At 52.5% G+C, this 26,211-nt stretch carries 23 protein-coding genes and 6 tRNA genes; 20 read left to right on the top strand and 9 right to left on the bottom strand.

From position 1 onward, the window contains the following. The first annotated feature begins 112 nt into the window (after positions 1–112). From ACSF8X_RS14195 to ACSF8X_RS14175, 5 genes are all read left to right on the top strand, one after another. Positions 113–1,474: a Na+/H+ antiporter NhaC family protein gene (locus ACSF8X_RS14195; protein ID WP_047881117.1), complete on the top strand. Its 1,362-nt coding sequence runs from the start codon at positions 113–115 to the stop codon at positions 1,472–1,474. 215 nt (positions 1,475–1,689) lie between these two features. Next, positions 1,690–3,366: a bifunctional UDP-sugar hydrolase/5'-nucleotidase UshA gene (gene ushA, locus ACSF8X_RS14190; RefSeq protein ID WP_047881118.1), complete on the top strand. Its 1,677-nt coding sequence runs from the start codon at positions 1,690–1,692 to the stop codon at positions 3,364–3,366. Between the two features lie 126 nt (positions 3,367–3,492). Next, positions 3,493–3,969: a Cys-tRNA(Pro) deacylase gene (gene ybaK, locus ACSF8X_RS14185; RefSeq protein WP_047881119.1), complete on the top strand. Its 477-nt coding sequence runs from the start codon at positions 3,493–3,495 to the stop codon at positions 3,967–3,969. A gap of 10 nt (positions 3,970–3,979) precedes the next feature. Beyond that, positions 3,980–4,912, top strand: coding sequence for a LysR family transcriptional regulator (locus ACSF8X_RS14180; RefSeq protein ID WP_500850275.1), 933 nt, complete (start codon positions 3,980–3,982; stop codon positions 4,910–4,912). Between the two features lie 137 nt (positions 4,913–5,049). Next, entirely contained in the window at positions 5,050–5,664 is a 615-nt protein-coding gene (locus ACSF8X_RS14175) for a LysE family translocator (RefSeq protein WP_047881120.1), read from the top strand. A 60-nt stretch (positions 5,665–5,724) separates the two neighbouring features. Here ACSF8X_RS14175 and smrA read toward each other — a convergent pair whose 3' ends face one another. Continuing rightward, positions 5,725–6,306, bottom strand: coding sequence for a DNA endonuclease SmrA (gene smrA / locus ACSF8X_RS14170; protein WP_047881121.1), 582 nt, complete (start codon positions 6,304–6,306; stop codon positions 5,725–5,727). Positions 6,307–6,500: 194 nt separating this feature from the next. Continuing rightward, positions 6,501–6,641, bottom strand: a complete 141-nt coding sequence (locus tag ACSF8X_RS14165; RefSeq protein ID WP_047881122.1) for a DUF3149 domain-containing protein — start codon at positions 6,639–6,641, stop codon at positions 6,501–6,503. Between the two features lie 276 nt (positions 6,642–6,917). Here ACSF8X_RS14165 and ACSF8X_RS14160 point away from each other — a divergent pair. From ACSF8X_RS14160 to ACSF8X_RS14135, 6 genes are all read left to right on the top strand, one after another. Further along, positions 6,918–6,994: transfer RNA gene (locus ACSF8X_RS14160), tRNA-Pro, on the top strand. 184 nt (positions 6,995–7,178) lie between these two features. Further along, positions 7,179–7,255: transfer RNA gene (locus ACSF8X_RS14155), tRNA-Pro, on the top strand. A gap of 40 nt (positions 7,256–7,295) precedes the next feature. Then, positions 7,296–7,372 (top strand) — tRNA-Pro (locus ACSF8X_RS14150). 40 nt (positions 7,373–7,412) lie between these two features. After that, positions 7,413–7,489: transfer RNA gene (locus ACSF8X_RS14145), tRNA-Pro, on the top strand. Positions 7,490–7,529: 40 nt separating this feature from the next. Continuing rightward, positions 7,530–7,606: transfer RNA gene (locus tag ACSF8X_RS14140), tRNA-Pro, on the top strand. A 41-nt stretch (positions 7,607–7,647) separates the two neighbouring features. Next, positions 7,648–7,724 (top strand) — tRNA-Pro (locus ACSF8X_RS14135). A gap of 1,465 nt (positions 7,725–9,189) precedes the next feature. On the opposite strand, the gene ACSF8X_RS14130 is transcribed toward ACSF8X_RS14135, so the two are convergent. Both ACSF8X_RS14130 and ACSF8X_RS14125 read right to left on the bottom strand, forming a co-directional pair. Then, a complete protein-coding gene (locus tag ACSF8X_RS14130) occupies positions 9,190–10,014 on the bottom strand; it encodes a TraB/GumN family protein (RefSeq protein WP_500850274.1) in 825 nt (274 codons plus the stop codon). 256 nt (positions 10,015–10,270) lie between these two features. After that, on the bottom strand, positions 10,271–13,216 hold the full coding sequence (locus ACSF8X_RS14125; RefSeq protein WP_500850273.1) for a cation transporter: 2,946 nt from the start codon (positions 13,214–13,216) through the stop codon (positions 10,271–10,273). A 105-nt stretch (positions 13,217–13,321) separates the two neighbouring features. Here ACSF8X_RS14125 and cueR point away from each other — a divergent pair, with 105 nt between their 5' ends. Continuing rightward, positions 13,322–13,720 carry a Cu(I)-responsive transcriptional regulator gene (gene cueR, locus ACSF8X_RS14120; RefSeq protein ID WP_500851193.1) on the top strand — a complete coding sequence of 133 codons (399 nt, stop codon included), beginning with the start codon at positions 13,322–13,324 and terminating at the stop codon, positions 13,718–13,720. 81 nt (positions 13,721–13,801) lie between these two features. Here cueR and ACSF8X_RS14115 read toward each other — a convergent pair whose 3' ends face one another. The 3 genes from ACSF8X_RS14115 to tesA all read right to left on the bottom strand — a co-directional run bounded on the left by ACSF8X_RS14115 (position 13,802) and on the right by tesA (position 16,865). Further along, the gene (locus tag ACSF8X_RS14115; protein WP_500850272.1) at positions 13,802–14,656 is read right to left on the bottom strand and encodes a co-chaperone YbbN; all 855 of its coding nucleotides are present in this window, start codon (positions 14,654–14,656) and stop codon (positions 13,802–13,804) included. 755 nt (positions 14,657–15,411) lie between these two features. After that, complete coding sequence (locus ACSF8X_RS14110) at positions 15,412–16,236, bottom strand: SDR family oxidoreductase (RefSeq protein ID WP_047877466.1); 825 nt, start codon at positions 16,234–16,236, stop codon at positions 15,412–15,414. A gap of 23 nt (positions 16,237–16,259) precedes the next feature. Then, positions 16,260–16,865 (bottom strand): multifunctional acyl-CoA thioesterase I/protease I/lysophospholipase L1, encoded by a 606-nt coding sequence (gene tesA, locus ACSF8X_RS14105; protein WP_047877465.1) that lies wholly within the window; start codon positions 16,863–16,865, stop codon positions 16,260–16,262. Here tesA and ACSF8X_RS14100 point away from each other — a divergent pair. Both ACSF8X_RS14100 and ACSF8X_RS14095 read left to right on the top strand, forming a co-directional pair. Continuing rightward, on the top strand, positions 16,864–17,538 hold the full coding sequence (locus tag ACSF8X_RS14100; protein ID WP_047877464.1) for an ABC transporter ATP-binding protein: 675 nt from the start codon (positions 16,864–16,866) through the stop codon (positions 17,536–17,538). The two genes, tesA and ACSF8X_RS14100, sit on opposite strands and share 2 nt — an antisense overlap. Then, positions 17,535–19,994 carry an ABC transporter permease gene (locus tag ACSF8X_RS14095; protein ID WP_500850271.1) on the top strand — a complete coding sequence of 820 codons (2,460 nt, stop codon included), beginning with the start codon at positions 17,535–17,537 and terminating at the stop codon, positions 19,992–19,994. Before ACSF8X_RS14100 ends, ACSF8X_RS14095 begins: the two co-directional genes overlap by 4 nt. Before the next feature lie 58 nt (positions 19,995–20,052). Here ACSF8X_RS14095 and ACSF8X_RS14090 read toward each other — a convergent pair whose 3' ends face one another. Further along, the gene (locus tag ACSF8X_RS14090; protein WP_500850270.1) at positions 20,053–20,958 is read right to left on the bottom strand and encodes a TIGR01777 family oxidoreductase; all 906 of its coding nucleotides are present in this window, start codon (positions 20,956–20,958) and stop codon (positions 20,053–20,055) included. A gap of 200 nt (positions 20,959–21,158) precedes the next feature. Between ACSF8X_RS14090 and ACSF8X_RS14085 the strand changes: the two genes are divergently transcribed. The 6 genes from ACSF8X_RS14085 to ACSF8X_RS14060 all read left to right on the top strand — a co-directional run bounded on the left by ACSF8X_RS14085 (position 21,159) and on the right by ACSF8X_RS14060 (position 25,031). Next, complete coding sequence (locus tag ACSF8X_RS14085) at positions 21,159–21,893, top strand: DUF1538 domain-containing protein (protein WP_047877461.1); 735 nt, start codon at positions 21,159–21,161, stop codon at positions 21,891–21,893. An 8-nt stretch (positions 21,894–21,901) separates the two neighbouring features. Beyond that, on the top strand, positions 21,902–22,696 hold the full coding sequence (locus tag ACSF8X_RS14080) for a DUF1538 domain-containing protein (RefSeq protein WP_084722140.1): 795 nt from the start codon (positions 21,902–21,904) through the stop codon (positions 22,694–22,696). Further along, positions 22,686–23,036, top strand: coding sequence for a P-II family nitrogen regulator (locus ACSF8X_RS14075; RefSeq protein WP_047877460.1), 351 nt, complete (start codon positions 22,686–22,688; stop codon positions 23,034–23,036). The genes ACSF8X_RS14080 and ACSF8X_RS14075 overlap by 11 nt, the downstream gene beginning before the upstream one ends. Then, positions 23,033–23,434, top strand: coding sequence for a CBS domain-containing protein (locus ACSF8X_RS14070; RefSeq protein WP_047877459.1), 402 nt, complete (start codon positions 23,033–23,035; stop codon positions 23,432–23,434). Before ACSF8X_RS14075 ends, ACSF8X_RS14070 begins: the two co-directional genes overlap by 4 nt. 99 nt (positions 23,435–23,533) lie before the next feature. Then, positions 23,534–24,085 (top strand): phosphodiesterase, encoded by a 552-nt coding sequence (yfcE, locus tag ACSF8X_RS14065; protein ID WP_500850269.1) that lies wholly within the window; start codon positions 23,534–23,536, stop codon positions 24,083–24,085. Positions 24,086–24,308: 223 nt separating this feature from the next. After that, entirely contained in the window at positions 24,309–25,031 is a 723-nt protein-coding gene (locus ACSF8X_RS14060; protein ID WP_047877457.1) for an SIMPL domain-containing protein, read from the top strand. A gap of 66 nt (positions 25,032–25,097) precedes the next feature. Here ACSF8X_RS14060 and ACSF8X_RS14055 read toward each other — a convergent pair whose 3' ends face one another. Further along, entirely contained in the window at positions 25,098–25,859 is a 762-nt protein-coding gene (locus ACSF8X_RS14055) for a sulfite exporter TauE/SafE family protein (protein WP_500850268.1), read from the bottom strand. Positions 25,860–26,211: the final 352 nt, after the last annotated feature.

The following is a 26,211-nucleotide window of genomic DNA, read 5'->3' as shown; positions in this document are numbered from 1 at the left end:
GTATATCTGTGTCTCGTTATGTTTTTTGGATGTTTAGACGTCTAGATGTTGACTCGCTCAATATGAACCCTTAGTCTAAATAAAATTTTTTATAAGATGTCCAGTAGTCATCATGCCAAACACAACACAATCTTCCGCTGGCGAGCCGGCACCGAGCGCATTAGCGCTACTCCCTCTGGGAATATTCCTTCTCCTGTTTATCGGGGTGGGTACCTATTTGACTTTGCAAGGCGTTGACTTTGCGTTTTACCAACTTCCAGCACCAGTCGCGGCACTGCCTGCGATTGTGGTGGCTATCTTGTTGAGTAAAGAGAAACTCAATAAGGCTATCGAGCAGTTCCTACGCGGGGTTGGTCATGGCGATATCGTTGCCATGTGCATGATTTATCTTCTGGCCGGCGCATTTGCCTCGGTTGCCAAGGCAACGGGCGGAGTGGATGCCACAGTGAACCTAGGTCTATCATTACTGCCAGCTAGCATGATCCTGCCGGGTATCTTTGTGATTTCGGCGTTTATCGCGACGGCGATGGGGACCTCGATGGGTACCATTGCGGCAGTAGCCCCGGTGGCCCTTGGCATTGCCCAGACAGCCGGTATGGACGTGGCATTGACGGCGGGTGTGGTATTGAGCGGTGCGATGTTCGGTGACAACCTGTCGATTATTTCTGATACCACGATTGCGGCAACCCGCTCTCAGGGCTGCCAGATGAAGGACAAGTTCCGAGAGAATATCCGTATAGCCTTGCCTGCTGCTGTAGCCGCCATTCTTCTTTTCCTCTTTAGCAGTACCGCAAGTGAAGTACCTGCTACTGGCGAGATCGAATGGCTGAAGGTACTGCCGTATATTACGATTTTGGTGCTGGCGGTATCAGGATTGAATGTTTTTGTTGTGTTGAGTATCGGTATTCTGCTGGCGGGGGGGATTGGCCTGGTATCCGTGGCGGATTACAGCTTGGCAGGTTACGCCAAAGATATCTATGCGGGCTTTGGTAACATGCAGGAAATTTTCTTGCTGTCGATGATGATTGGCGGTATTGGTGAGCTGATGCGTCAGCAGGGTGGTTTGGCTTACCTGACCCAACTTGTCAGCCGAGTGATCCGTGTGTTCAGCAAAGGGCATAGTCAGGGACAGAATCTACGTGCCAGTGAGTTGGGTATTGCTGGCTTGGTGAGCATGACTAACTGCTGCACGGCAAACAATACCGTTGCGATTATTGTTTCAGGCGGTGTTGCCCGCGAACTGGCTGATGAGAATGGTGTCACCCCGCGTCGTTCAGCGAGCTTGCTCGATATCTTTTCGTGTGTGGTCCAAGGCGTGTTGCCGTACGGGGCTCAGGCTCTGTTGCTGGGGTCGGTATTTGCTCTTTCTCCTCTGGAAGTGGTGACTCACTCTTATTATTGCTTCTTCTTGGCGATTGCCGCTGTTGTCGCTGTTTTTGTTAAGCATCCATCACGGCAAGCGGTGACCGCGTAATCATCATGTAGTTGCTTTTGCATTCAAAGCCCCGCTTCGGTGGGGCTTTTTTGTGCGCTGACGATGTTGATTGTATTTTTTTGCTAACAGTATGGTGATCTGGTCAACATATTAGTGAAAACTACACAACACTGATCAGCAAATAATTTAAACTGGCTCCTGTAATACCGATTTGGTCGGAAAATCTTAATATAATCAGGTAAAAGGGAACCCCCATGAAGCAACGCTTTTTTGCCCACACAGCCATGGCGGCTGCGGTACTGGCTACGCTTTCTGGCTGCGCTAGCCAAAACGAAACCACACAACAACCTTCTTGGCAGGCGGATACCACATATAAGCTAACCATCCTTCATACTAATGACCATCACGGTCGTTTCTGGCAAAACCAATATGGCGAATACGGCATGGCGGCGCGCAAGACGCTGCTTGACCAGTTGCGCGCTGATGTGGCGGCAGAAGGCGGGACGGCATTGTTGCTTTCTGGTGGGGATATCAATACCGGTGTACCTGAATCCGATCTGCAGGATGCAGAGCCTGACTTCAAGGGTATGAACATGCTGGGTTACGATGCGATGGCGTTGGGTAACCACGAGTTCGATAACCCGATAGAGGTTCTGCGCAAGCAGGAAGAGTGGGCGGAGTTCCCGATGCTTTCTGCCAATATTTACGACAAGGCAACCGGTAAGCGGATGTTCCAAGCCTATGAAATCTTTGAGCAGCAAGGGCTTAAGATTGCCGTTATCGGCTTGACGACCGAAGACACGGCCAAAATCGGCAACCCGGAGTATATCGGCGGGGTTGAGTTCCGTGATCCGAAAGCGGAAGCGAAGAAGCTGATTGCCGAGCTTCAGGAAACGGAAAAACCGGATGTGATCATTGCTGCAACCCACATGGGCCATTACGAAAATGGTAACCGTGGGGTGAATGCCCCGGGTGATGTCGCTCTGGCCCGTTATCTGGACGAAGGTGATCTGGATATGATTGTGGGCGGTCACTCACAGGAGCCTGTGTGCATGGAAGGACCAAACATGTACAACAAGAACTTCAAACCTGGTGATGAATGTAAGCCAGACCAGCAGAATGGTACTTGGATTGTACAGGCCCATGAGTGGGGCAAATATGTTGGCCGTGCGGATTTTGAATTCAAAAACGGCGAACTGAAAATGGTGAGCTACAATCTAATCCCTGTGAACTTGAAGAAGAAAATCAAGCTTGATGACGGCAGCAGCAAGCGCGTGTTCATTCAAGATGAAATTGCCGAAAATACTGATGTAAAGGCGTTCTTGCAGCCTTATCAGGAACGCGGCCAAGATCAGTTAAATATCAAGATTGCTGAATCGAACGGCAAGCTTGAGGGTGATCGCAGTGTGGTTCGTTTCGAGCAGACCAACCTGGGGCGCTTAATTGCCGCTTCCCATATGCAGCGTGCAAAAGCCGACTTCGCCGTGATGAACTCTGGCGGCGTGCGCGACTCCATTGCGGGGGGCGACATTACCTACAAGGACGTTCTGACCGTTCAGCCGTTTGGCAATATTGTGACCTATACCGATATGACCGGCGCTGAGGTTTTGGACTACTTGAATGTGGTGGCAACCAAGCCGGTTGATTCTGGGGCCTATGCCCAGTTCTACGGTATTTCAATGACCGTTAAAGACGGCAAGGTGAGCAATGTGAAGATTGGCGGCAAGGCGCTGAACCCGTCAGAGACTTACCGCTTCACGGTACCTAGCTTCAATGCCGCAGGCGGTGACGGTTACCCTAAAATCAGTGGCCATGCCGGTTATGTGAATACGGGATTTGTTGATGCTGAAGTACTGAAAGAGTTTCTTGAAAGCAACAGTCCAATTGACGTAAACGCATTTGCACCAAAAGGTGAAATTCTTTACAAATAAGCCTTAGCTTAATTTCAGTAGAACGGCTCCTTTATAGGAGCCGTTTTTTTATGGCGTGAAAAGCGTATGATTAATACTAATCTGATTCGTTAGATTGGTATTAACCGTTAAAAGAGAAGTATCAGTATGACTCCGGCGATAAAATTAGCGAAGAAACAAGGGATCAATTACCAAGTTCACCAATATGAGCACGATCCTGCGAATACGAACTTTGGTTTGGAAGCGGCAGAGGCTTTAGGGCAAGATCCACAGCAGGTTTTTAAAACACTATTGTTCGCCTTGAATGGCGACCCTAAAAAGCTTGCTGTGGCGGTTGTGCCTGTTGTCGGAATGCTTGATCTCAAAGCGGCAGCGAAAGCGGCGGGGGGCAAAAAGGCAGATATGGCTGATCCGGCCATTGCCGAGAAGACGACGGGTTACATTGTTGGTGGGATCAGCCCGTTAGGTCAGAAGAAGCGCCTGCCAACGTTTTTGGATCAGTCAGCCCAGCAATTTGATACGATCTGTGTCAGTGCCGGGCGCCGAGGGTTGGAAATTGAGCTTGCCCCGGCTGACTTGTTGCTATTGACCGGTGGCCAGATGGCTGCGGTCGCCAAGCTGTAATCTTGCTACGATGGCCGTCGCCTTTCATCAAATCAACCTCAACCTGTTGGCAACCTTGCATGTTTTGTTACAGGAATGCCATGTCAGCCGTACGGCCGAGCGCCTGTGCCTGACCCAGTCGGCAGTCAGCCGGCAGTTGATGCAGTTGCGGGAGCTTTTTGGCGATCCCCTGCTGGTCCGGGACGGTAACCGCCTCTTGCCAACCCCCAAGGCTGAGGCCATGATGCCGCGACTTGCTGAGTTGCTCTGTGGTTGTGAGGCATTGTTGGTTGGGGACGCGTTTTCCCCGTCCCATTGGAAGGGGCCGATGGTGATGGCCTCGTCGGATTATGTCGCCCAGTATATTTTCCCCGATATCGTTGCCCTGATGGAAAGCGAAGCGCCGTGCTTGGCGCTGCAATATCGCTTGTGGTCACCGGAGTTGTTGCCGCAACTGGCTGACTCGGATATCCAGCTTTTTTCCACGATGCTACCTGCTATCCCTGATGGGGTGTGCGGTGCGGCGATAGGCCGTGATTCGCCGGTTTGTGTCATGCGCCAGGACCATCCGTTGGCTGGCAGGACGGTGTCGCTCGAGGATTTTGTGGCTTACGGCCACATAAGAGTTTCGGCGGGGGGAGACAAGGACAGCTTTGTTGACCGCGAACTGCAGGCACTGGGCATGGCCCGCCGGATTCAGGTCTCGGTACCGTTTTTCAATGCGGCTTTCCAGTCGCTGTGCCGGACCGATATGCTCATGGTACTGCCAGAACACATCGCGCGTAATATGGCCTCGTTTTTCCCTATTACCCATACTTCCTTGCCTCTGCCGGTTCCCGAGCACCGTTACTGGCTATTGTGGCACCCGCGTTTTGATATCGACCCTGCCCATAGTTGGTTTCGCCAGCAGGTTTTGTCGGTAATGCGCCAGTCGATGTACTCTATTCAGCCTGCCTGCATCTAAACTTGCTTATGAAAAGAGCTCATGAGCCTGATGATTTCTTTTGATTTCTCATCATAGCGTCATATTGCTACTGTTTCCCCATTCACGTTGTCTCTGTGTTGTTGTTTCGCCGGGATTATAAAAAATAAGGGGTTTTCATGACAGTGAGTATCTGGTTGTCATTGTTGGCAGTCTGTTTGCTTGGGGCGATGTCGCCAGGGCCGAGTTTGGCCGTAGTGGCAAAGCATAGCCTGGCCGGAGGGCGGCTGCATGGTATTGTCACGTCGTGGGCTCATGCTGCCGGGGTTGGGGTGTATGCGTTGATCACCTTGCTGGGGTTGGCGGTTGTGCTAAAACAGTCCCCACTATTATTTCAGGGGATCACGTATGCCGGTGCTGGCTATCTCGCTTATCTAGGGATCAGGGCGCTGCGTTCTCAAGGCGGGGTGGCAGCGAAACTGGCGGCGGGCAAACCGGCTAGCTTGCTGGAAGCGGCTCGTGACGGAGCCATGATATCGATATTGAACCCCAAACTGGCACTCTTCTTTCTCGCCTTGTTCAGCCAGTATGTTGCCGTTGGGACGGAGTTCGGCAGCCGGGCGATCATTGTGGCGACCCCTTTGGCCGTGGATGGTTTGTGGTATACCTTGATTGCCGTTGTTCTATCCAGTCCCAAAGTCTTGGAGACATTGCGCTCGCGGGCAAAAATGATTGACCGTCTATCAGGTGTTGTGCTGATTTTACTGGCATTGCGGGTGGTTATTCAGGTGTAGCCTACTGCTTGGTTGCGATATGAAAAAGGAGCCGTTGGCTCCTTTTTGTTTGGTGTGGTTTTAGCCCCGGCGTTGGCTGTGGCGCTCACGGTTCTCGAGTTTTTTCTCCGGGCTTTTTTTCAACATAACATAAAGCGCGCCGTTACCGCCGTGCTGGCGCAGGGCTGAGTGGTAGCACATAACATCGTCGATTTGTTCTAACCATGTGGAGACATAGCTTTTCATCAATGCGGGCGGATTCGATTTCTCCCCTTTGCCATGGACAATCATGACGGCTCGGAGATCCATCCGTTGGCATTGGCGAAGGAAGCCCAGCACTTCATCTCGGGCATCTCGAAGGCTTTTTTTGTGTAGATCGAGGCGGGCTTGGATATCGTATTTGCCCAGCCGGAGCTTACGGAAGACCCCGTCTTGTACGCCGCTGCGTTTGAATTCCAACATATCGTCGGGTTTGACCATTTTTGCATAGTCCAGCGATAGATATTCTGGGTCGCCGTCAGATAAGCTTTGGGCGGCTTGCTGGCGGGCTAACTGGGCATCGCTGACTTGGTGTTTTTGAATGGTCTCTATTTTGTCCTGTTTGATAGGCGCAACATCGGACATCATTGCTCGAAATAGGTCGAGTTCATCATTCTCAGACATGGTGTTACAAGAAAATTTGAAGGTGATGGTGTGATTATATACCCAAGCAATTTCAAGACAACTTGCCCTTGGTGAGTGTGTCAGCCCCTTCTTTTTTCGGGATCTCGTAAAATTGGTCGCTAAGGCCAAAGAAAATCAGGGCCATTACCGATATATGGCCCTGGAAAACAGCAAATTGCTTTGCTTATGGCATTTTAGTGAGGAGCTGGGGATGACAGAACTTTGTAGACAAAGTAACCGCCAAAGAAAAGCATTAACCCCAAAGCGGCAAAAATGACAAGGATAGAGGAGAGGCCAACGGCATTGCCGAATAAGAGGTCTAACCAGAAATCCATAGTTGCATCCTTTCGCTAGTGGGGTGGTATCAAGATACGCAATGAAAGCACTTTGTTATGATGATCTAGATCAATGGTGTAAAAGTTGTTGTTAACATGTGCCTTTCGGTGCGCGCCTGATCACTTTTTATTCGTTGTTGCTACAACAATGAGCAGTTATTTATGGAAACGAAAAAAATTCTTTTCCACCCCTTGCGAAATTCGTTCTGGGGAGTATTATTAGCCACCTCAGCAGCGACACTGCTGTTGAGCGGTAAGGTAAAGCCTTACAATTGTCGGTGAATAGCGCAGTTTGGTAGCGCATCTGGTTTGGGACCAGAGGGTCGGGGGTTCGAATCCCTCTTCACCGACCACTATTTAAAAATGGTGGTTTGTAAAGAACCGCTGTTGATGTCGGTGAATAGCGTAGTTTGGTAGCGCATCTCAGGGTTTTGAGATATAGCGGACCAGAGGTCGGGGGATTCCCTAAGACCTTGAATTGGCCTCTTCACCGACCACTATTAAAAATGGTGGTTTGTAGAGAACCGCTGTTAATGTCGGTGAATAGCGCAGTTTGGTAGCGCATCTGGTTTGGGACCAGAGGGTCGGGGGTTCGAATCCCTCTTCACCGACCACTATTAAAAATGGTGGTTTGTAGAGAACCGCTGTTAATGTCGGTGAATAGCGCAGTTTGGTAGCGCATCTGGTTTGGGACCAGAGGGTCGGGGGTTCGAATCCCTCTTCACCGACCACTATTAAAAATAGTGGTTTGTAGAGAACCGCTGTTAATGTCGGTGAATAGCGCAGTTTGGTAGCGCATCTGGTTTGGGACCAGAGGGTCGGGGGTTCGAATCCCTCTTCACCGACCACTATTAAAAATGGTGGTTTGTAAAGAACCGCTGTTGATGTCGGTGAATAGCGCAGTTTGGTAGCGCATCTGGTTTGGGACCAGAGGGTCGGGGGTTCGAATCCCTCTTCACCGACCACTATTTAAAAATGGTGGTTTGTAGAGAACCGCTGTTGATGTCGGTGAATAGCGCAGTTTGGTAGCGCATCTGGTTTGGGACCAGAGGGTCGGGGGTTCGAATCCCTCTTCACCGACCACCATTAGAAGCCTCAGTCGAAAGACTGAGGCTTTTTTCATATCTGTATTTTTATATTGGCTGGGGACTAGCGCAGTTTGGTCGCGCATCTCTGGCTCTTCAGAAATGGTGGACCAGAGGGTCGGGGGTTCCCCAATACCTTGAACTGGCCTCTTCACCGACCACTATTAGAAGCCTCAGTCGAAAGACTGAGGCTTTTTTCATATCTGTATTTCTATATTGGCTGAGACTAGCGCAATTTGGTCGAGCATCTTTGGCTCTTCGGAAATGGTGGACCAGAGGGTCGGGGGTTCCCCAATACCTTGAACTGGCCTCTTCACCGTCCACTATTAGAAGCCCCTTCGATGAGATACTCGACGAAAGACTGAGGCTTTTTTCATATCTGTATTTCTATATTGGCTGGGGACTAGCGCAGTTTGGTCGCGCATCTCTGGCTCTTCGTAAATGGTTGACCAGAGGGTCGGGGGTTCCCAAGACCTTGAACTGGCCTCTTCTCCGACTACTATTAGAAGCACCTTCGATGAGATACTCGACGAAAGACTGAGGCTTTTTTCATATCTGTATTTCTATATTGGCTGAGACTAGCGCAATTTGGTCGAGCATCTTTGGCTCTTCGGAAATGGTGGACCAGAGGGTCGGGGGTTCCCCAATACCTTGAACTGGCCTCTTCACCGTCCACTATTAGAAGCCCCTTCGATGAGATACTCGACGAAAGACTGAGGCTTTTTTCATATCTGTATTTCTATATTGGCTGGGGACTAGCGCAGTTTGGTCGCGCATCTCTGGCTCTTCGTAAATGGTTGACCAGAGGGTCGGGGGTTCCCAAGACCTTGAACTGGCCTCTTCTCCGACTACTATTAGAAGCACCTTCGATGAGATACTCGACGAAAGACTGAGGCTTTTTTCATATCTGTATTTCTATATTGGCTGAGACTAGCGCAGTTTGGTCGCGCATCTCTGGCTCTTCGTAAATGGTGGACCAGAGGGTCGGGGTTCCCCAAGACCTTGAACTGGCCTCTTCACCGCCCACTATTAGAAGCCCCTTCGATGAGATACTCGACGAAAGACTGAGGCTTTTTTCATCTCTGTATTTCTATATTGGCTGAGACTAGCGCAGTTTGGTCGCGCATCTCTGGCTCTTCGTAAATGGTGGATCAGAGGGTCGGGGGTTCCCCAATACCTTGAACTGGCCTCTTCACCGACCACGATTAGAAGCCCCTTCGATGAGATACTCGACGAAAGACTGAGGCTTTTTTCATATCTGTATTTCTATATTGGCTGAGACTAGCGCAGTTTGGTCGCGCATCTCTGGCTCTTCGTAAATGGTGGATCAGAGGGTCGGGGGTTCCCCAACACCTTGAACTGGCCTCTTCACCGACCACTATTCGTAGAAGCCCCATTTGTTGTCCTGAAATTGGTGTTATCTATTGGGTCTCCCTTATCAATAACTATCTTTAGCTAGGATATTAATCGGTGGGGCAATTAGCGTCGCTTCCCTGGGTGATTTGAGTGACGATAAATCCCTTCTGCTTGAGTAGTGTCGGGAGTCCCTGCTGGCCGATGAGGTGCATGGCGCCGACGACGACCATGTATTTGCCTTGGTGATAGGCAGGGCTGCTGCTGAGCGACTCTGCCCAGTTATGGTTACGGTCGAAAATCAAGGCATCGCTGGTTTGATCTGAGTACTGGCTTTGCTCAAACAATGCAGAGAGTTGTGCTTGATCGCCAGCGCGCCATGCGCGTGTTAGGCAGTTGAGCTGAGATTTCACGGAGTGCCATTCAGTAAGGGTGCTAAGAAGCAAATCTTTGCCATGATCTGGCATTGCCTCCATCAGATCTACCTGCTGCTGGACACTTTCCAGCTCAAGAATCGGCATATTGTCATGCGATGCCCGTTTTAGCAGTTTGATATCAATACCTTGTTGAGGGGAGAGTCCCGCTTGTTGAGCCATGCTCATTTGGAGGCTGATGGCTGCTAGCCAAGGTGGGCTTTGGAGAAGTGCCGGATAAGAAAGTCCAGCTTTGTTGGCGATATCAGCAAGGGTGGCCTTTTCCACATCCGTTAGTATCGTGCCAGCACTCGGAATCGTCGGATCGAGGTGGGGTCGGGTTGGGGCAAGAATATTGGCCTCGACCACCAGCCCGTCGGCATTTGGCCATTGCTGCAGAAAAGCCTTTGGTAGAGGGAAGAGCTGCTCATTACCGGCATGAATAGAGCCGAGTAGGATGAATTGGCGATCCGGTGACTTGGCTAGCCAGACAGCAGGCTCCGCATAGGCTGTTGTTCCCAAAAAAGGGATTAACAGTAAGAGCTTACGTAAGAGCTTTTTTGAAAATCGATAGAAAAACATAGCGCCTCGGTATAAATATTTATTCTCTCAACCTACCTTATATTTTGTTCCTCGGCGAGCATTTTGACGGGGCTTGCGGTGGGGGAAGAGCCCGGCATACAGCCGGGCTGAGATGAAGGGTTATTTATTATTCGGGTGGAGCCAGAACCACCAGATAATAAATGCAATGGAAATGATCCCAATTAAAGCAACCATCTTAATTCCCCTTACGATCTGAGGTCGGTAACTGTGCCCCCTTAGGGGTAAACAGTCTGAGTCTGTTGGCATTGCTGACCACGGTAATGGACGATAGGGCCATTGCTGCACCAGCAACGACCGGGCTCAATAGTGCCCCGGTGAACGGGAACAATATTCCCGCGGCGACAGGGATACCAAGAGTGTTGTAAACAAAGGCCCCGAATAGATTTTGTTTCATGTTGCGCAGGGTTGCGCGTGATAGCTCAATCGCATCGGCCACACCATGAAGCGAGTGGCGGACCAAGGTGAACTGCGCACTTTCTATTGCAATATCGCTGCCGCTTCCCATTGCGATGCCGACCTCGGCTTTGGCCAGTGCAGGGGCATCGTTAATACCATCACCAACCATGGCGACTTTCTTGCCTTGTTGTTGCAAGGCAATCACTTCATCGGCTTTGCCATCGGGCAGTACCCCGGCAATCACGTGGTCGATGCCTGCCTGCTTGGCGATAGCCCTGGCGGTGGTTTCTGTATCCCCCGTCAGCATGACAATATTGAGCCCCATTGATTTGAGGCGCGATACGGCTGCGAGCGAGTCATGCCTTAGCGGATCGCTGATCCCAATGATCCCACCCAGTTGGTTGTCAACGGCGATGAAGATCGCGGTTGCCCCTTGTTCGCTGATCTTCTCTGCTGTGCTCTCTGTGTGTACGGCAGCGATTTGAAGGGCCTGCATGTATTTCAGGTTGCCCAACGCAACTTGGTGTCCGCCGATTTTCCCTTCGATCCCATAGCCTGGCTTGGCGCTGAAACCGACGGGTGATATCAGCCCGAGCCCTTTAGCCGTGGCTGCGCTGATTACTGCTTTGGCCAGAGGGTGTTCGGAGCCTTGCTCTAGGCTGGCAGCCCAGCTCAGCAGTTGCGTTTCGTTGAATCCTTGTTGGGGGTGGATGGCAATGACCTGCGGTTTGCCTTCGGTCAGGGTGCCTGTTTTGTCGAGCACGACGGTATCGATATCGGCTGCGATTTGCATCGCCTCGGCGTTACGGATCAGGACACCGAATTCCGCTGCCCGGCCTACACCGACGGTGACCGACATTGGCGTGGCCAAGCCAAGGGCACAAGGGCAGGCGATGATCAGTACGGTTGTTGCAGTGATCAGCATATAAATCGATGATGGTTGTGGGCCGACGTAGTACCAGATCATTGCCGTTGTGATTGCGATAATCATGACGGCCGGAACGAAAACAGCCGAAATCCGATCCGCAAGTCTAGCCAAGGCCGGTTTGCTCCCCTGAGCTTGACGAACCAGCTCGATGATCCTGGCCAGCATGGTGTCCTGACCGATTTTTTCGGCCGTGAACAGCAGGCTGCCGTTTTGGTTGATGGTGCCCGCATGGAGTGTATCGCCCGCTTTCTTGTGGGCAGCTAGGGGTTCGCCGGTCAGCATGGATTCATCGATATAGCTGTCGCCTTGAGTGATGGTGCCGTCGACCGGGACTTTGGCTCCAGGTCGAAGCCGCAGCAACATGCCCGCCTTTACTTCTGCCAGCGGCACTTCGCGTTCGCGGCCATTGTCGACAACAATTGCTGTGGGAGGCTGGAGATCCATGAGTTGCTCAAGAGCTTTGGAGGTGCGGCTCCGGGCTCTAGCCTCAAGGGCGTGCCCAAGGGTGATCAGGCCAAGGATCATCGCCGAAGCCTCAAAGTATACATGGCGGGCCATATCAGGCAGCAGCTCAGGAGCCAGCACGACAAACATTGAGTAGAGCCAGGCTGCACCAGTTCCCAGCGCAACAAGCGTATCCATACTGGCCCGGTGGTGCTTGAAGGCTTTCCATGCATTGACGTAGAAATGACGCCCGACGGTTGCGAGTAAGCCGAGGGTGATGAGGCCGACCAGCCCCCAACCCCATTGGCTGGCAGTTGAGTTGATCATCATGTTGCCACCGAACACACCCCACGCCATCATCGGGATCCCTGCACCTAGAGCCAGATAGGCATTGCGCATATGGGTACGGTAGGTCTGCTCGTTCTGGGCTTGCTGGCGGGCGCGACGAGACTGCTCATCCTCAACCAACTCGGCACCATAGCCACTATCCGCAACGGCTTTGGCAATCATGTCGGGGGTGGCCGTACCGTCAACCATAGCGGTGCGCTCTGCGAGGTTGACCGATGCATGACTAACGCCCGGAACAGAGCGGATGGCTTTTTCGACCGAGGCGACGCAGCTGGCACAAGTCATGCCGCTGAGCATGAACTGGCGGGCATTGGCGGTGATTGGAGCTGTTGCCTCAGTGGTAGCTTCGTTCACCGTATCTTGTTGCTGTGGCTCTAGGGACTCAGCCGTTTGTGGTGCGGTGATATTCTCCTGCTCGCTATCCAAACTGGCCTCGAACCCTGCAGTTTTGATGAGTGCGACAAGCTGCTCGCTGCTGGATGTTGTCGCGACAGTGGCTGCGGTTTTACTGACGGTAAATTCTTCGACACTGTCGCAATCAGCAAGGGCGGCTTCGACCTTGGCGACACATTTGCCGCAGTTCAGCCCACTGAGTTTCAGCTGGTAGCGGGTTGCAGGCTGTTGGGTGACAGCGCTGGCCTGATAGCCAAGAGAGCGGATGATTTCAATAACGGCTTGCGGAGCAAGGGATCCTTGTCCGGTCAGCTCTGTGGTGGTGATATCGAGCGCCATGCCGTCATGTTTTTCCAGAGCATCTCTGACTTTGCCGATGCATTTCCCGCAATTCAGGCCGGAGAGTTGCAGGTGGTAATTGAAACTTGCGCCATATCCCAATGCGCTGATTGTGGCAATGGCGTGTTCAGCGGAAATATCGCCTTGGATAACAGCACGGTGCGTATCAACATCGGCTGATTGAACCTCGGGCAAGGCCGAGAGCGCCGCTTGAATTTTTCCGGCGCAGTTCATGCACCGTACTTTGTTGAGGGAAAGAGTTAGCTCTGCCATTGGCGTGCCTTTTCGTGCTCATTTTAGATGGTATGCAGATAATAGAGCTTCCATCAACTGGAAGGTCAAGCTATTTTATAATAAGGCATAGTCCGGGAGGATATGATGAATATCAGTGAAGTGGCTCAGCTTACTGGGCTGACGGCCAAGACGATCCGTTTTTACGAAGACAAGGGAATTATCTCCCCGCCGCAGCGGGCGGCAAACGGCTATCGCCTGTACGGTGATCGCCATGTCAACGAACTGCTGTTGGTTCGCCGCTCGCGGCTGGTGGGCTTTACCTTGGATGAAAGCCGTGAGTTATTGGCTTTTTCGCGCGATCCTCAACGTCGGAGTGCCGATGTCAAAGCCAAGGCCGAGCAGAAGCTGTATGAGATAGACGCCAAGATTAACGAGTTGGTGGAGATGAAGCAGACGTTGGCGACATTGGTGAACCTGTGTCCTGGTGATGACGGTGCAGAGTGCCCGATTATTGAAGGGCTCTGCTGCGAATCCCATAAATGAGTATTGTGGATATGACGAAAAAACAACGGCGGCCATTAGGCCGCCGTTGTTTTTTGGAATGTACACGCTAGCGTCGCGCGGTTAGTACATCAGGGCATATAGCTGGCGGCGGTATTTGCTGGCGATGGCATTGCCTTGCCCGAGGGCGGAAAGGATGTCCATCATGGTTTTCTTTGCTGCGCCGTCAGCGAAGTTGAAATCTTTGCGCAATAGGCCAATCAACAGTTCCAGCGCCTCTTCAGCACGTTCAACTTGGCTATATTGAACCGCCAGCTCGAAGGCGATGTCACGGTCAGCCGGATCAGCGGCCAGTCTTTCTTCCAGCAAGCGGATTTCAGGCGAGTCGCTGGCCTGCTTGTGCAGCTCCAGCTTGGCCATTAGCCCTTTGAATTTGGCATCCTGATCCTGCATTGGAATGGTAGCCAGCAGGGTTTCGGCTTCGTCGAACTGTGCGGTCTCGATCAGGCACTCGGCAATGGCAAGGTTGATCACGCCGTTTTGGCTGAACTTTGCCGCCAGATCGCGCAGTAATGGCAGTGCTTCATTGTACTGCTGGTTGTCGACTTTGGTTAGGGCGTCTTTTAGAGCCAGCTCTTCTTGGCTTGGCATGTGTCGGCCAATCATTTCTCGCAGACTGTGCTCGTTTTGTGGCCCTCCAACCCCGTCAACCGGCTGGCCGTTTTTGAACAGAGCAACGGTAGGCAGGCTGCGAACGCCAAACTGGCCCGCAACCATCGGCTGGGCTTCACAATTCAAGGTGGCAAGGATGAGCTGTCCCTGATACTGGCGGGTGATTTGCTCCAACATCTGATTGATCTCAGCCGTTTCCGGCATCGATGGGGCCCAGAAACTGATTACAACGGGTGTTTGCATGGATTGCTCTATTACCTGCTGTAGGTTTTGCTCGTTCAGTTCTATTGCGATGTGCTCGTACATAGCCAGTTTTTACTCCCTGGGCTGGGGGACAGTGCCCCGCAAATCATGTGGTCATAAAGATATAGTGAGGGCTATTAGCGTAAATTCAAGTCTTAGGCATAGGAGGTTGGCGGAACTGTGCGGTGAAAGGGATTTTGGGTTTGATGCCTGTTAATGCAGGGGGCAGGGTGTCAGCGTGACATAAGTGGTATTTATAAACGGTATCACCGCCATATATGCTGAGATGGTGTTTTATCACATTTAAATTCTATATTTTACCATCAAAACCCTTACGATATTTAATCGACCTGTTAAAAAGTAACCAATTGATAGATGCCTGTAGATACTCGGCCCTGAGCCGCGAATGAACATCGCGTATGATGAAAAAAGGAGAGCCTCGCTCTCCTTTTTTATTGAAATGTCAGCAGCAGTGCCAGTGTCACGCAGACACAGAGGATATTAATTTGGCGCAATGTCATAACCACACCTTTGTTTTTTTTAATAGGGCCGATGCAATGTAGGCTGCTGGTGAGGTTTTGGATTTTCCATCAGCTTACACAATCAGAATAATGCTTCTTTGTGACACTAATATGACGTTTCTTGTCATTTTTGATGAAACTGGCATGACATTGGATGAGATGGTTTTTTTTGATAGTTATAGTTACTGATATGGCCAATAAATGATCGGCCATAGCGTGAATTTATCTTGGTAAATAATAACTTAATGTATTTCCAGATCACCCAAGACAACCATTTGTGTTGAAATTACAGTCAAGTCAGTCGCTTTTTGACACGATTTTATCCAGCCATTGAGTGGGTAAAATACGCCGTAGGACCCCCATGATGTAGGTTGGTTGGGTGACATAATAACGCGGGGCTGGTGCCGGGCTGCTGATGATTGCCTGAAGAGGCTTGAGTACAGCTTCTGGACCGAGGGTAAAGCGGTTGCTCGGCCCTGGTTTGCCAAGTCTGTCGAGGGTGCGTTGGTAGCCGCGTGCATGGCGGGATGCGGGCATATCAATATTGGCTTCGAATTGTGCCTTGGCATTGGCTCGGAATTGACTTTCGATGGGGCCCGGTTCGATCAGGCTGACATGGATCGGGGTATCTGACAATTCTAATCGCAAGGTATCCGTGTAGCCTTCAAGGGCAAACTTGCTGGCGTTGTAGGCGCCGCGGTATTTCATCGCGACAAGGCCCAGCACCGAGCTATTTTGGACAATCTTGCCGCTCCCTTGCTTGAGCATCAGCGGAACCACCGCTCTGGTCAGGTGGTGCCAGCCAAACAGGTTGGTCTCGAATTGCCGGCGCAGGGCCTCGGTGGGCAGATCCTCTAGCGCGCCGGGCTGGCCGTAGGCGGCATTGTTAAACAGGAGATCCAGTTTGCCGTTGGTGAGTGCAAGGGCTTCTGCCAGGCCTGATTCAATAGAGGACTCGCTGTTCATATCAAGCTGGACGCAATGGAGACCTTCTTGTTGCAGGCGGGTGACGTCATCGCCGTTGCGGCAGCTCGCGACAACCAGGTGCCCGGCGTCATGGAGTGCTCGCGCACAATGGTAGCCAATGCCACTGCTACAGCCTGTGATAAGAATTGAAAGCATAGGTGCGTTCCTGTTGGTAATGATTAGTTGTCTAGGTGAGGTGCAATGGCGTCGGCCATGAACTCGGCGATCCAGGGCTGGGCGCTGGCGGTGGGGTGCAAGCCGTCCTCCATCATCCAGTTTGGCTTGAGGATGATATGCTCAAGGAAAAAAGGCAGTAGCGGAATAGCTTGCTGCTTGCTGATATCTTGAAACACTTTTGTGAACTGGTCGCTGTAGCGCTTGCCGTAGTTAGGCGGTACAACTATTTGCATCAGGAGCGGATATGCCCCGGCATCCTCGATCTGGGTGATCATATTATTGAGGTTTTTGCGTATAGTTGATGGAGGGAATCCGCGCAGGCCGTCATTGGCTCCCAGCTCGATCAGCACGAAATTGGGCTGGTGGCTGGTGAGCAGGGCAGGCAGTCGGGCCATACCGTTGCCGGTGGTGTCGCCGGAGATACTGGCATTGACCACCGTGACCTGATGGCCGTGTTTTCCAAGCTCCTCGTCGAGCAGGCTGGGCCAGCTTTGCTCTATCGGCATTCTGTAGCCGGCACTGAGGCTGTCACCCAGAATCAGCAATGTAGCGGCTGTACTCAGGGGCGAAAGTACGAGTAAAAGAACAACTGAAAGGAATCGTATCATGTCTACATCCGTGATTAGGGCTGTTTCTGTGTCCAAACAGGTGGCAACGGCAACCTCGCCATTGACCATTTTGCAGGATGTTTCGCTTGAGGTCGAGTCGGGCGAGGCGGTGGCACTGGTCGGCGTATCGGGGGCCGGGAAATCAACCCTGATGACCCTGCTCGCCGGTCTGGATGTCCCGAGCGAAGGGGAAATCCATCTTCTTGGTATGGCGCTTGCCGAGATGGATGAGGAGGCAAGGGCAGCCCTGCGCAGCGATGCCGTCGGCTTCGTCTTCCAGAGTTTTTTGCTTATTCCCTCCTTGACAGCATTGGAGAATGTCATGCTGCCGGCCATCATCAAAGGTACGGCAGCAGACGAATGCCGTGCTCGGGAATTGCTTGGCAAGGTGGGGCTGAGCGGGCGTGAATCTCATCTTCCCTCCCAGCTATCGGGCGGGGAGCAGCAACGGGTTGCCCTGGCAAGGGCCTTTATGACCCATCCGCAGATCCTGTTCGCCGATGAGCCGACAGGCAACCTTGACCAGCATACAGCGGCAACGATTGCCGATTTGCTGTTTGCCCTGAACCGTGACCATGGAACAACGTTAGTTTTGGTGACCCATGATCCCCAACTGGCCAACCGTTGTGATCGGACATTTACCCTCGAGGGGGGAATGGTGGTGGACGTATGACAGATCTAAGCGAAACATCGCAGGTTCGGGGTGAGGTTAAAGGCGGCCTGCTCAACCGTTGGAGTTGGCGTGAACTGTGGCATGGTCAGCTTTGGCCGGTCGCCGCCGCCTTGACGATCATTATCGCCTGTGTTTTCTCCCTTGCGGCTTTGGTGGTCAGGGTCGAGAAGATTATGGTCGAGCAGGGGCGGTCAATGATCGCTGCCGATCTGGTTTTCCGCTCCGCCAACCCGATTGAGCCGGCATTGCTTGAACGCGCGGCGGCATTGGGGCTGACCGAGTCGCAGCAGGTTCGATTCGGCACCATGGCTTTTAGCGACGAGGCGATGCAACTGGTGAGCGTGAAAAGTGTCGGTGATGCGTTTCCGCTTCGGGGTGAGTTGCAGCTGGAGGGCCCTGATGGGATGCGCTCTCGCGTTGCCCCCGGTGAGCTGTGGCTTGCCGAGCGCTTGCTGGGGCTGCTGTCTGTCGAGCCCGGTGACACGGTTGCCATTGGCGATGCCGAGCTGGCCGTCAGTGGGGTGATTCGTCAGGAGCCGGAGCTGTCTTTTAATCCTTTCAGCCAGATGCCGGGGGTGATCATCCATGCCGATGATCTTGGTCGTACTGGTGCCATCCAGCCCGGAAGCCGTGTTCAATATCGGGCATATTTCAACGGTTCTGATTCTCAGCTCGAGCAACTCCAGGCGGCGACGGATCTGGCTCCAGGCCAACGTTGGCTGAGTGAGACTTCGCAGGGGCGTACCGGTGATGTTATCGAGAAGGCCCGTCAGTACCTGTCGTTGACCTTGGTACTGGTGATTATGATGGCCTCGGCAACCTTGGTGCTGACCTGTAGCCATTACGTGAATACCCGAACCGATACGGTGGCGATGATGAAGAGTCTCGGTGCCGGGCGGAAATGGCTCTGGCAGTGGCTGGCGCGCCAATTGGTGATGTTGTTTACCGTCGCAGTCGTTGTTGGGGTGGCTGCGGGATACGGGTTGGAGTTTCTTTTGCGCTTGCCGCTCAAGGATGTGCTGCCCGCCCCATTGCCAGCCATTGGCTGGACTCCTTTGCTGATCAGTATGCTGGTGGCGTTACTGGTCGCCTTGCCGGGGCTGGGGATCCCCCTGTGGCGGTTGGTTGACGCGCCGGCATTGGCGCTGTTGCAGCGGGAGTTGCCAGCCCGTTCTGATCGGCGCCGCTATGGGTTGTTGGTACTTCCCGTCGTGATGGCGTTGTGGTTTGCCGGAGGCAATAGCTTGGTATGGCTGACGTTGGTTGGCATTTCCGGCTTGCTGGTGATGCTGGCTGGTATGGGCCTGCTGTGGGTTGCGATGCTCCGGCAAGTTAAATGGGGGGCCGCAATGCAGCTGGCGGTGAGTCGGATAAGCCGGAGTCCGCTGGCAACAGGGGCACAGCTTGCGGCACTGACCAGTTCGCTGATGCTATTGGCTGTGATTTGGCTGTTAAGAACGGATCTTCTCGCCGATTGGCAGCAGACCCTGCCAGCAGATGCTCCGAATGTGTTTGCCCTTAATATCGCCGATGACCAGCAAGGGGCCTACCTAGCCGCGTTGGACTCGGCTGGGGTTGAGCGGTCGGATGGTTATCCGGTGATCCGCGGGCGGATAACTCATATTAACCAAAAGGGACTGCTAGCCACGGAGGGTGACGATCAGGCGGGGGAGCAAGATGAGTCCCTGCGCCGAGAGCTCAATTTTACCTGGCGGGATACGATGCCAATCCATAATGAGCTGCTCGAGGGGACATGGGGAGGACGCCAAGGCGTCTCGGTTGAGTCCGGTATTGCTGAGCGGCTGGGGATCGGATTGGGCGATAGCCTGTCGTTTAGCGTCAACAGTCAGCCGTTTAGCGCAACCGTGACCAGTATCCGCAAGGTTGAGTGGCGCAATATGCGGCCGAATTTTTATTTTATCTTTACGCCGGATGTGATGGCGGCGTTGCCAGCGACATGGCTGGTTAGCTTTCGGGTTGATGCCGGGCAGGATGCATTGGTTAACCAACTGGGGCGGGATTACCCGACGGTGAGCTTGCTCGATCTGAGGATCATGGCGACACGTATTCAGGGGATCATGCAGCAAATCTCGCTGTCGCTGTCGGTGTTGGCCGGTGTCGGGGTAGCCAGTGGCTTGCTGTTGGTGATGACGTTGCTTCGTCTGAGCCTTGCCCAGCGCAGGCAGGAAATCAAGCTCTACCGGACATTGGGGGCCAGCCGAAAGCGAATTGCGGCCACGGTGTGGGGGGAGTACGGCATGATGGCTCTGATCGCCGGAGGAATGGCTGTGCTGGTGGCCGAAGCGGTGGTGGCCGCGTTGGTTACATGGGGTTTCGAGTTGCCTTTGCGCTGGCATCCCGGGTTGTGGTTGGCCGTTCCGGTATTGTCCCTGTTGCTGGTGGTGGTGATTGTCCGCTCCATGATCGCCTCGTTGCTCGAGCCGTTGAAGGGGTAGGGAAGCTCGGGCAGCACAAGGCTGCCCGAATTGTTATGGTGTGAGTATGCGTCAGGAGCTAGGCCAGAAGATCGGCGAGGGCGGCATCAATCTGGCGAAAGCGGAACATGAATCCGAGGGACTCGAGTTTTTCGGGAAGGGCTCGCTGGCCTTCAAGAAGCAGCGACGAGGCTTCGCCGAGGGCCAGTTTGAGGACGAAGGCCGGGGTGAACAGAATGTGTGGGCGATGCAGCGCAGCGGCAAGGGAGCGGCTGAACGTTCTGTTGGTCACAGGCTCCGGGGCGGTAAGGTTGAATGGCCCTTTTGCCTCGGGTGTATTCAGCAGGAAGAGGATCGCAGCAACCATGTCGTCAATGTGAATCCACGGGAAATATTGCCGACCGTTTCCGATAGGGCCGCCTGCTCCAAGTTGATAGGGTGGCAACATTTTTTTCAGGGCCCCGCCATTGCGCCCGAGTACGATGCCGGTTCGGATCAGGCAAACCCGGGTTGCGGGTGATGAGGCCGATACCGCCAGTTGCTCCCAGCGACGGCAAACTTGATAGGCAAAATCATCGGGGTCGACAGAGCCGGAGACATCGAAGTCCTCGGTAATTTCCAGATCATGCTGGTTGCCATAGATGCCGACTGCGGAGCCGCTGATGAAGGTTGCCGGAGGCTGGCTGCCCGCTTCCATTTTTTCCACCAAGGTTGCGGTGATGTCCCAGCGGCTGCGGCAAATCCGTCCTTTCTGAGCCTTGCTCCAACGTTTGTTGATAATAGGCTCGCCTGCCAAATTGATCACGGCATCGAAATCATCAAGATTGTCGAAGTGGGAGAGGCTGCCGATAGCTGTAACTGCTGTGCCGAGCAGTTGGCTGGCACTCGCTGGATCCCGGCTAAGTATGGTGATGTCGTGTTCGCCCATTTGTTTGACAAGATGGGCACCGATAAAGCCGGTTGCACCCGTGATCAGTATCTTCATATGGTAGTCCCGTCGTCGTTTTCTTCTCTTTCTTATATCGGCCAAATCAGGAAAAAGTTCAAATAGTTGCTGCTGAAGGGCGAGGGCATTTCCGTTCCCGATAGCAAAAATGTGGTCGGATTCTCGCCTTGGCGAACAAAAGTTGCCGTTTTCCAGTGGCGAGGCCTAGTTTTTATGGGGAATATGGCTGGAGGTCGTGGATGTCGGCATTGATTTCATTGTTGCGCGCGTTGCTGTCAAGTCTACGCGATTTGCTGCCAATCATGGCGGTGATCGCTTTTTTTCAGCTGGTGGTGTTGCAGCAGCCGCTGCCCCAGCTAGCTCCCATTTTAGTCGGGCTGCTGTTTGTGGTTGTGGGTCTCACATTGTTTGTCCTTGGGTTGGAGATTGGTTTGTTCCCGCTTGGGGAAGCGATGGCGCGGGCATTTGCCGCGAAAGGGAGCGTAGCCTGGTTATTGGCATTTTCTTTCTGCCTCGGTTTCGGTACGACCATTGCTGAGCCTGCGCTCACGGCCGTGGCGGCAGAGGCCGCCAAGGTGGCCGCGGGGGCTGGGGTGATTGCAGCTCTGCCTGAGGTCAAGGCTGAATATGCCATGGGATTGCGCCTGACGGTTGCGGTGTCGGTGGGGCTGGCAATCATGATAGGGGTTATCCGGATCCTCAAAGGCTGGCCTATCCACAAAATGATTATCTGTGGTTACCTGCTGGTGATGGCGATGACCTGGTTTGCCCCTCCGTCGATTATTGGTGTGGCTTATGATTCCGGCGGGGTAACGACCTCAACGATTACTGTTCCGCTGGTGGCGGCTTTAGGGGTTGGATTGGCATCCTCTATCAAGGGGCGGAATCCGATGGTGGACGGTTTTGGCCTGATTGCCTTTGCCTCCCTGACCCCCATGATTTTCGTGATGGCCTATGGTATTTGGATGCATTAGGGGGTTGGGTGATCGATGGCGTGGCGTTGCTTGAACATTTTGGGCTGACTTTTATTGCGACCGTGCGCGATGTAGCGCCGATCGCTTCGATTATCTTGGTATTCCAGCTTGCCGTGTTGAGAAAGCCGATAGGCAACTGGCCCAAGGTATTGCTGGGGTTTGTCTATGTCATTATTGGGCTGGCCCTGTTTTTGATGGGGCTGGAGTTGGCGTTATTCCCTATTGGCGAGGCGATGGCTTCTCAGCTTACGTCCCTGACATTTCTATATGACAGCGGGGAGGTAATACCGGCGACAATCCCGTGGAATGAGTATTACTGGGTTTACCTGTTCGCTGCGGCGATTGGTTTTAGCACCACCATCGCAGAGCCCTCATTGATTGCTGTTGCGCTCAAGGCAAATCGGGTGTCGGGGGGCTCGATAGGGGTCAATGGCCTGCGAATTGCCGTGGCCTTGGGCGTTGCCATGGGGATAGCTCTTGGCAGTTACCGAATTGTTGTTGGGGACCCGCTGCATAATTATATTTTGTTGGGCTATGTGGTGGTGGTTATCCAGACGAACTTTGCTCCCAAGAGCATTGTTCCGTTGGCCTATGATTCCGGTGGGGTAACGACATCGACAGTGACGGTTCCCATCGTGACGGCGTTGGGGTTGGGGCTAGCTTCAACTGTGCCGGGGCGAAACCCAATGCTTGATGGCTTTGGGTTGATTGCATTTGCCAGCCTGTTTCCCATGATCACCGTGATGGCCTACGCCCAGCTGGCGGCTTGGCAGGCCAAAAGGAGAGAAAGCGATGCGCTTTAAGTTGTTATTGGCTTTTGTCGAAGATGCCAAAACCGATGCCGTGCTCAATGCTGCCCGCGAAGCGGGGGCAACGGGGGCGACGGTGATAAACAATGCCCGTGGCGAGGGGCTTAACCAGAAAAAAACCTTTTTCGGGCTGGGGCTGGATGTCCAGCGGGACGTGATCTTATTCGTCGTCGAGGAGCATCTCGCCCGCACTATCCTTGAAACTATTGAGCGGGTTGGGGAGTTTGATGAGGCTTCCGGGCAGGGGATTGCGGTTCAGCTTGATATTGAAGATGCGGTCGGGGTTGCCCATCAGGTCGCCAGTTTAACCAAGGTGGTGGAGGCAAAGCTATGAGCAATGCAATTGTTCGGGTTCGGGACGTTATGATGGATACCTATGCGGTGGTTGATGGCGTAGTGACCGTGGCCGAGGCGGTGCGGATTGCCAAGCAGCGCCAGATCAAAGCGTTGATCGTCGACAAGCGCCATGAAGATGATGAATATGGCATTGTGTTGATGAACGATATTGCCAAAAAGGTTTTGGCGCTGGATCGTGCGCCTGAGCGGACCAATATCTATGAGATCATGACCAAGCCTGCCTTGTCAGTACGGGCAGATATGGATGTACGTTATTGTGCCCGGTTGTTTGAGCGTTTTGGGATCAGCCGTGCCCCGGTGATTGAGCAAGGTCAGCTTATTGGTATGGTGAGCTACAACAATATTGTGCTCAACGGCATGCTACAGGATGGTTAGTACCAATCGGTTAGAGTGAGCCACAGTGCAGGCCAGCATGGAAAAGGTGAAGGCATCGGTGTAGGATCGGCTGACTTGTTTCCAATAACACGATATGCCATGAAATTGTTTTTTGCTTCTGATATTCACGGCTGTGCCGAGAGTACCCGTCGTACCTTGGCGGCTTTCGAGAAAAGCGGAGCCGATCATTTTATTTTGCTGGGTGATGTGCTGAACCATGGCCCGCGAAACGCCTTGCCTGCCGGTTATGCGCCAATCGACGTGGCCGATTTGCTCAATGAATACGCTACCCAGATTACAGCGGTGAGGGGAAACTGCGATAGTGATGTCGATCAGATGCTGCTGAGCTTCTCGATGATGGCTGATTATAATTTGGTGCTGTTGCCATCGGGGCGACGTTTGTTCCTGACCCACGGGCATTTGTACAATGCCGAAAAGCACCCGCCACTGCGTGATGGCGATGTGGTTGTGTCCGGCCATACCCACCTGCCGGTTGCTGAGAAACAGGGCAATATCTATGCTTTCAACCCAGGTTCGGTGACTATTCCTCGCGGTGAGCACCAAGCCAGCTATGGTATATTGGAAGAGAATACCTTGAAGGTTGTTACCTTCGAGGGAGAGGTGATTTGCTCGGTTGAGTTAGCCGAATAAAAACGCCTCTCAACAGGGCCCTTAGGTCGCTCCTGATTAGAAACGCACTCCGGTGCGTTTTTTTACGTTTGGATAAAGAGAATCTAGGTGAATTGAAGGACCGGTTTGTGTCGCATTTTGGGAGGTAACTAACAAGCTTTGACATAACCGGATAAATGCCTCTGGAAGGATCTGCACAAAGATGAAATGCTTACCTCTATTAGGACAATGGCAGGTAGTTTGAATGAATAATAATTTGCTAGGGATTGTATTGAGCGGCCTACTCGTTGCATCTGGACTTGGGGCGGGCGGTTACTTTATCGGGCAGACGATGTACAACGCCAAGGTTGCGATGAATACAGCGGAAGTCAAAGGGTTGGCGGAAAAGCGTGTGGAAGCGGATACCGCCAACTGGACCATGAGTTTTTCTAACCAAGCGAAAAGCAAAGCTGATATACCAGCGCTTTATCAACAAGCTGAGCAACAGCAACAAGAAATTGTAGCGATCTTGAAAGCAAACGGCTTTAGTGACGATGAAATAGAGATCGGCTTGATTGACTACAGCGTCTACGAATACCGCGATGACAAGCAGGTTGTGGTAGAGCAAGAGCATAATTTGACTGGGCGTATAAGCCTAGAAACCCACAAGGTACATGATATTAAAAAGGTCCGTGCTGAGGTAAATAAGCTGGTGGCAAAAGGCTACAACATTACTAATGATGCGCCGACTTACCGCTTTACCCAGTTGAACTCGATTAAGCCTGAAATGCTGAAAACCGCGACCAAAAATGCGCGTATCGCAGCTAATGAGTTTGCTGAAAATGCCGGGGTGAAAGTAGGGAGTATTCGCTCTGCCCGGCAAGGTAATTTTTCAATCACCGATTCAGGTGAAGAGTACGGTGATTTGTATAAAATTGAAAAGGATATTCGAGTCGTCACCAGTATTGAGTTTTATTTAACGGAGTGATGTTTTTACTTTGGATACCTGTGATGAAAGAGCGGTGATAGCGGGGGCTACCACCGTTTTTTTCAGTTAAAGCCCAAGCAGAAGTTTGATTCCGATGATGAATGTCAGTATTTCAAAGCAGCGTTTTATCAGGGCATTGCTTTTCTTGGTTGCGAGATGCGCGCCAAGATAACCGCCCAATAAGGAGCCCAACAGTAAGACAGGGATCCACGGCCAGTAGATCTCAGCGCCGCTCAAATACATGGTGGCAGCCCCAATTCCGTTCCAAAAGAGGCCTACGCTGACCAGTGTCAGCGCCACGGCTTGTTTATAGTCAAAGCCGAACCAACGCACCAAAAATAGCGTAACGAACAGTCCGGTGCCTGCCGTTAATGATCCGTTGAGAATACCAATAGAGCTCAAGCACAGTGCCCCCAATAGGTATCCATACCGATCCCTGTGGCAGGGAGCTGCATGTTGGCCGAGTTGCTGCTTGGTGAGTGAATAGAGACCCAATCCCAGAATGAGCAAGCCCAACATGGCTTCGGCCGCTCTTCCGGGAACGAACAGAATAACTTTTGCTCCGAGGATGACCCCGAGGCTGCCAGCCAAAATGACATAGAGTGCCGGTTGCCATTCGAGCGTACCGCTGCGAAGGTGCTTGATGGCAGCTCCCAATCCCAGTGCGACGCTGGCAACTTTATGGGTAGCAAGGGCTATGGCGAACGGCAGGCCGAGAAAGATAAGCAGGGGGAACTGGATGAGTCCTGCACCGCCTCCGGATAGGGACGCAAGGGTATTTGAAAGTAAAGAGCCTATAAATAGACCGAGTGTATTGATGGTATCCATCGTCTTTGTGTCTTCCGTGTCACAAGGGATATACACCTTAGCGCATTATTTAGATTGGCGGCCAGTTTTTGCTGTTGTAATGGTTTCGGGGCTGGGGGGATTTCCCGTTATAAAAATGATCCATGATGTTTGTCGCGTCTTTTTACTTCGGTAAATTCGATGTTTAATCTCGGTTATTTCGAGCTCTTGTGTGGGCTAAACCTTGAATTTTGAGTCAATTAGGTTCACTATCTGCCGCCTATATTTAAATTGTTTCAGAATGTGTCTGGATGTTCTAAGCAGTGTATAAGAACTATTTTTGATTGAGTCTGGTTTGGCCGCTATGGAGATAGCGGCTTTTTTTTGCCTGAAA

Source organism: Photobacterium panuliri (assembly GCF_059920555.1).
The sequence above is the reverse complement of the archived record's forward strand: the minus strand, read 5'-3'. Positions and strand labels throughout refer to the sequence as shown.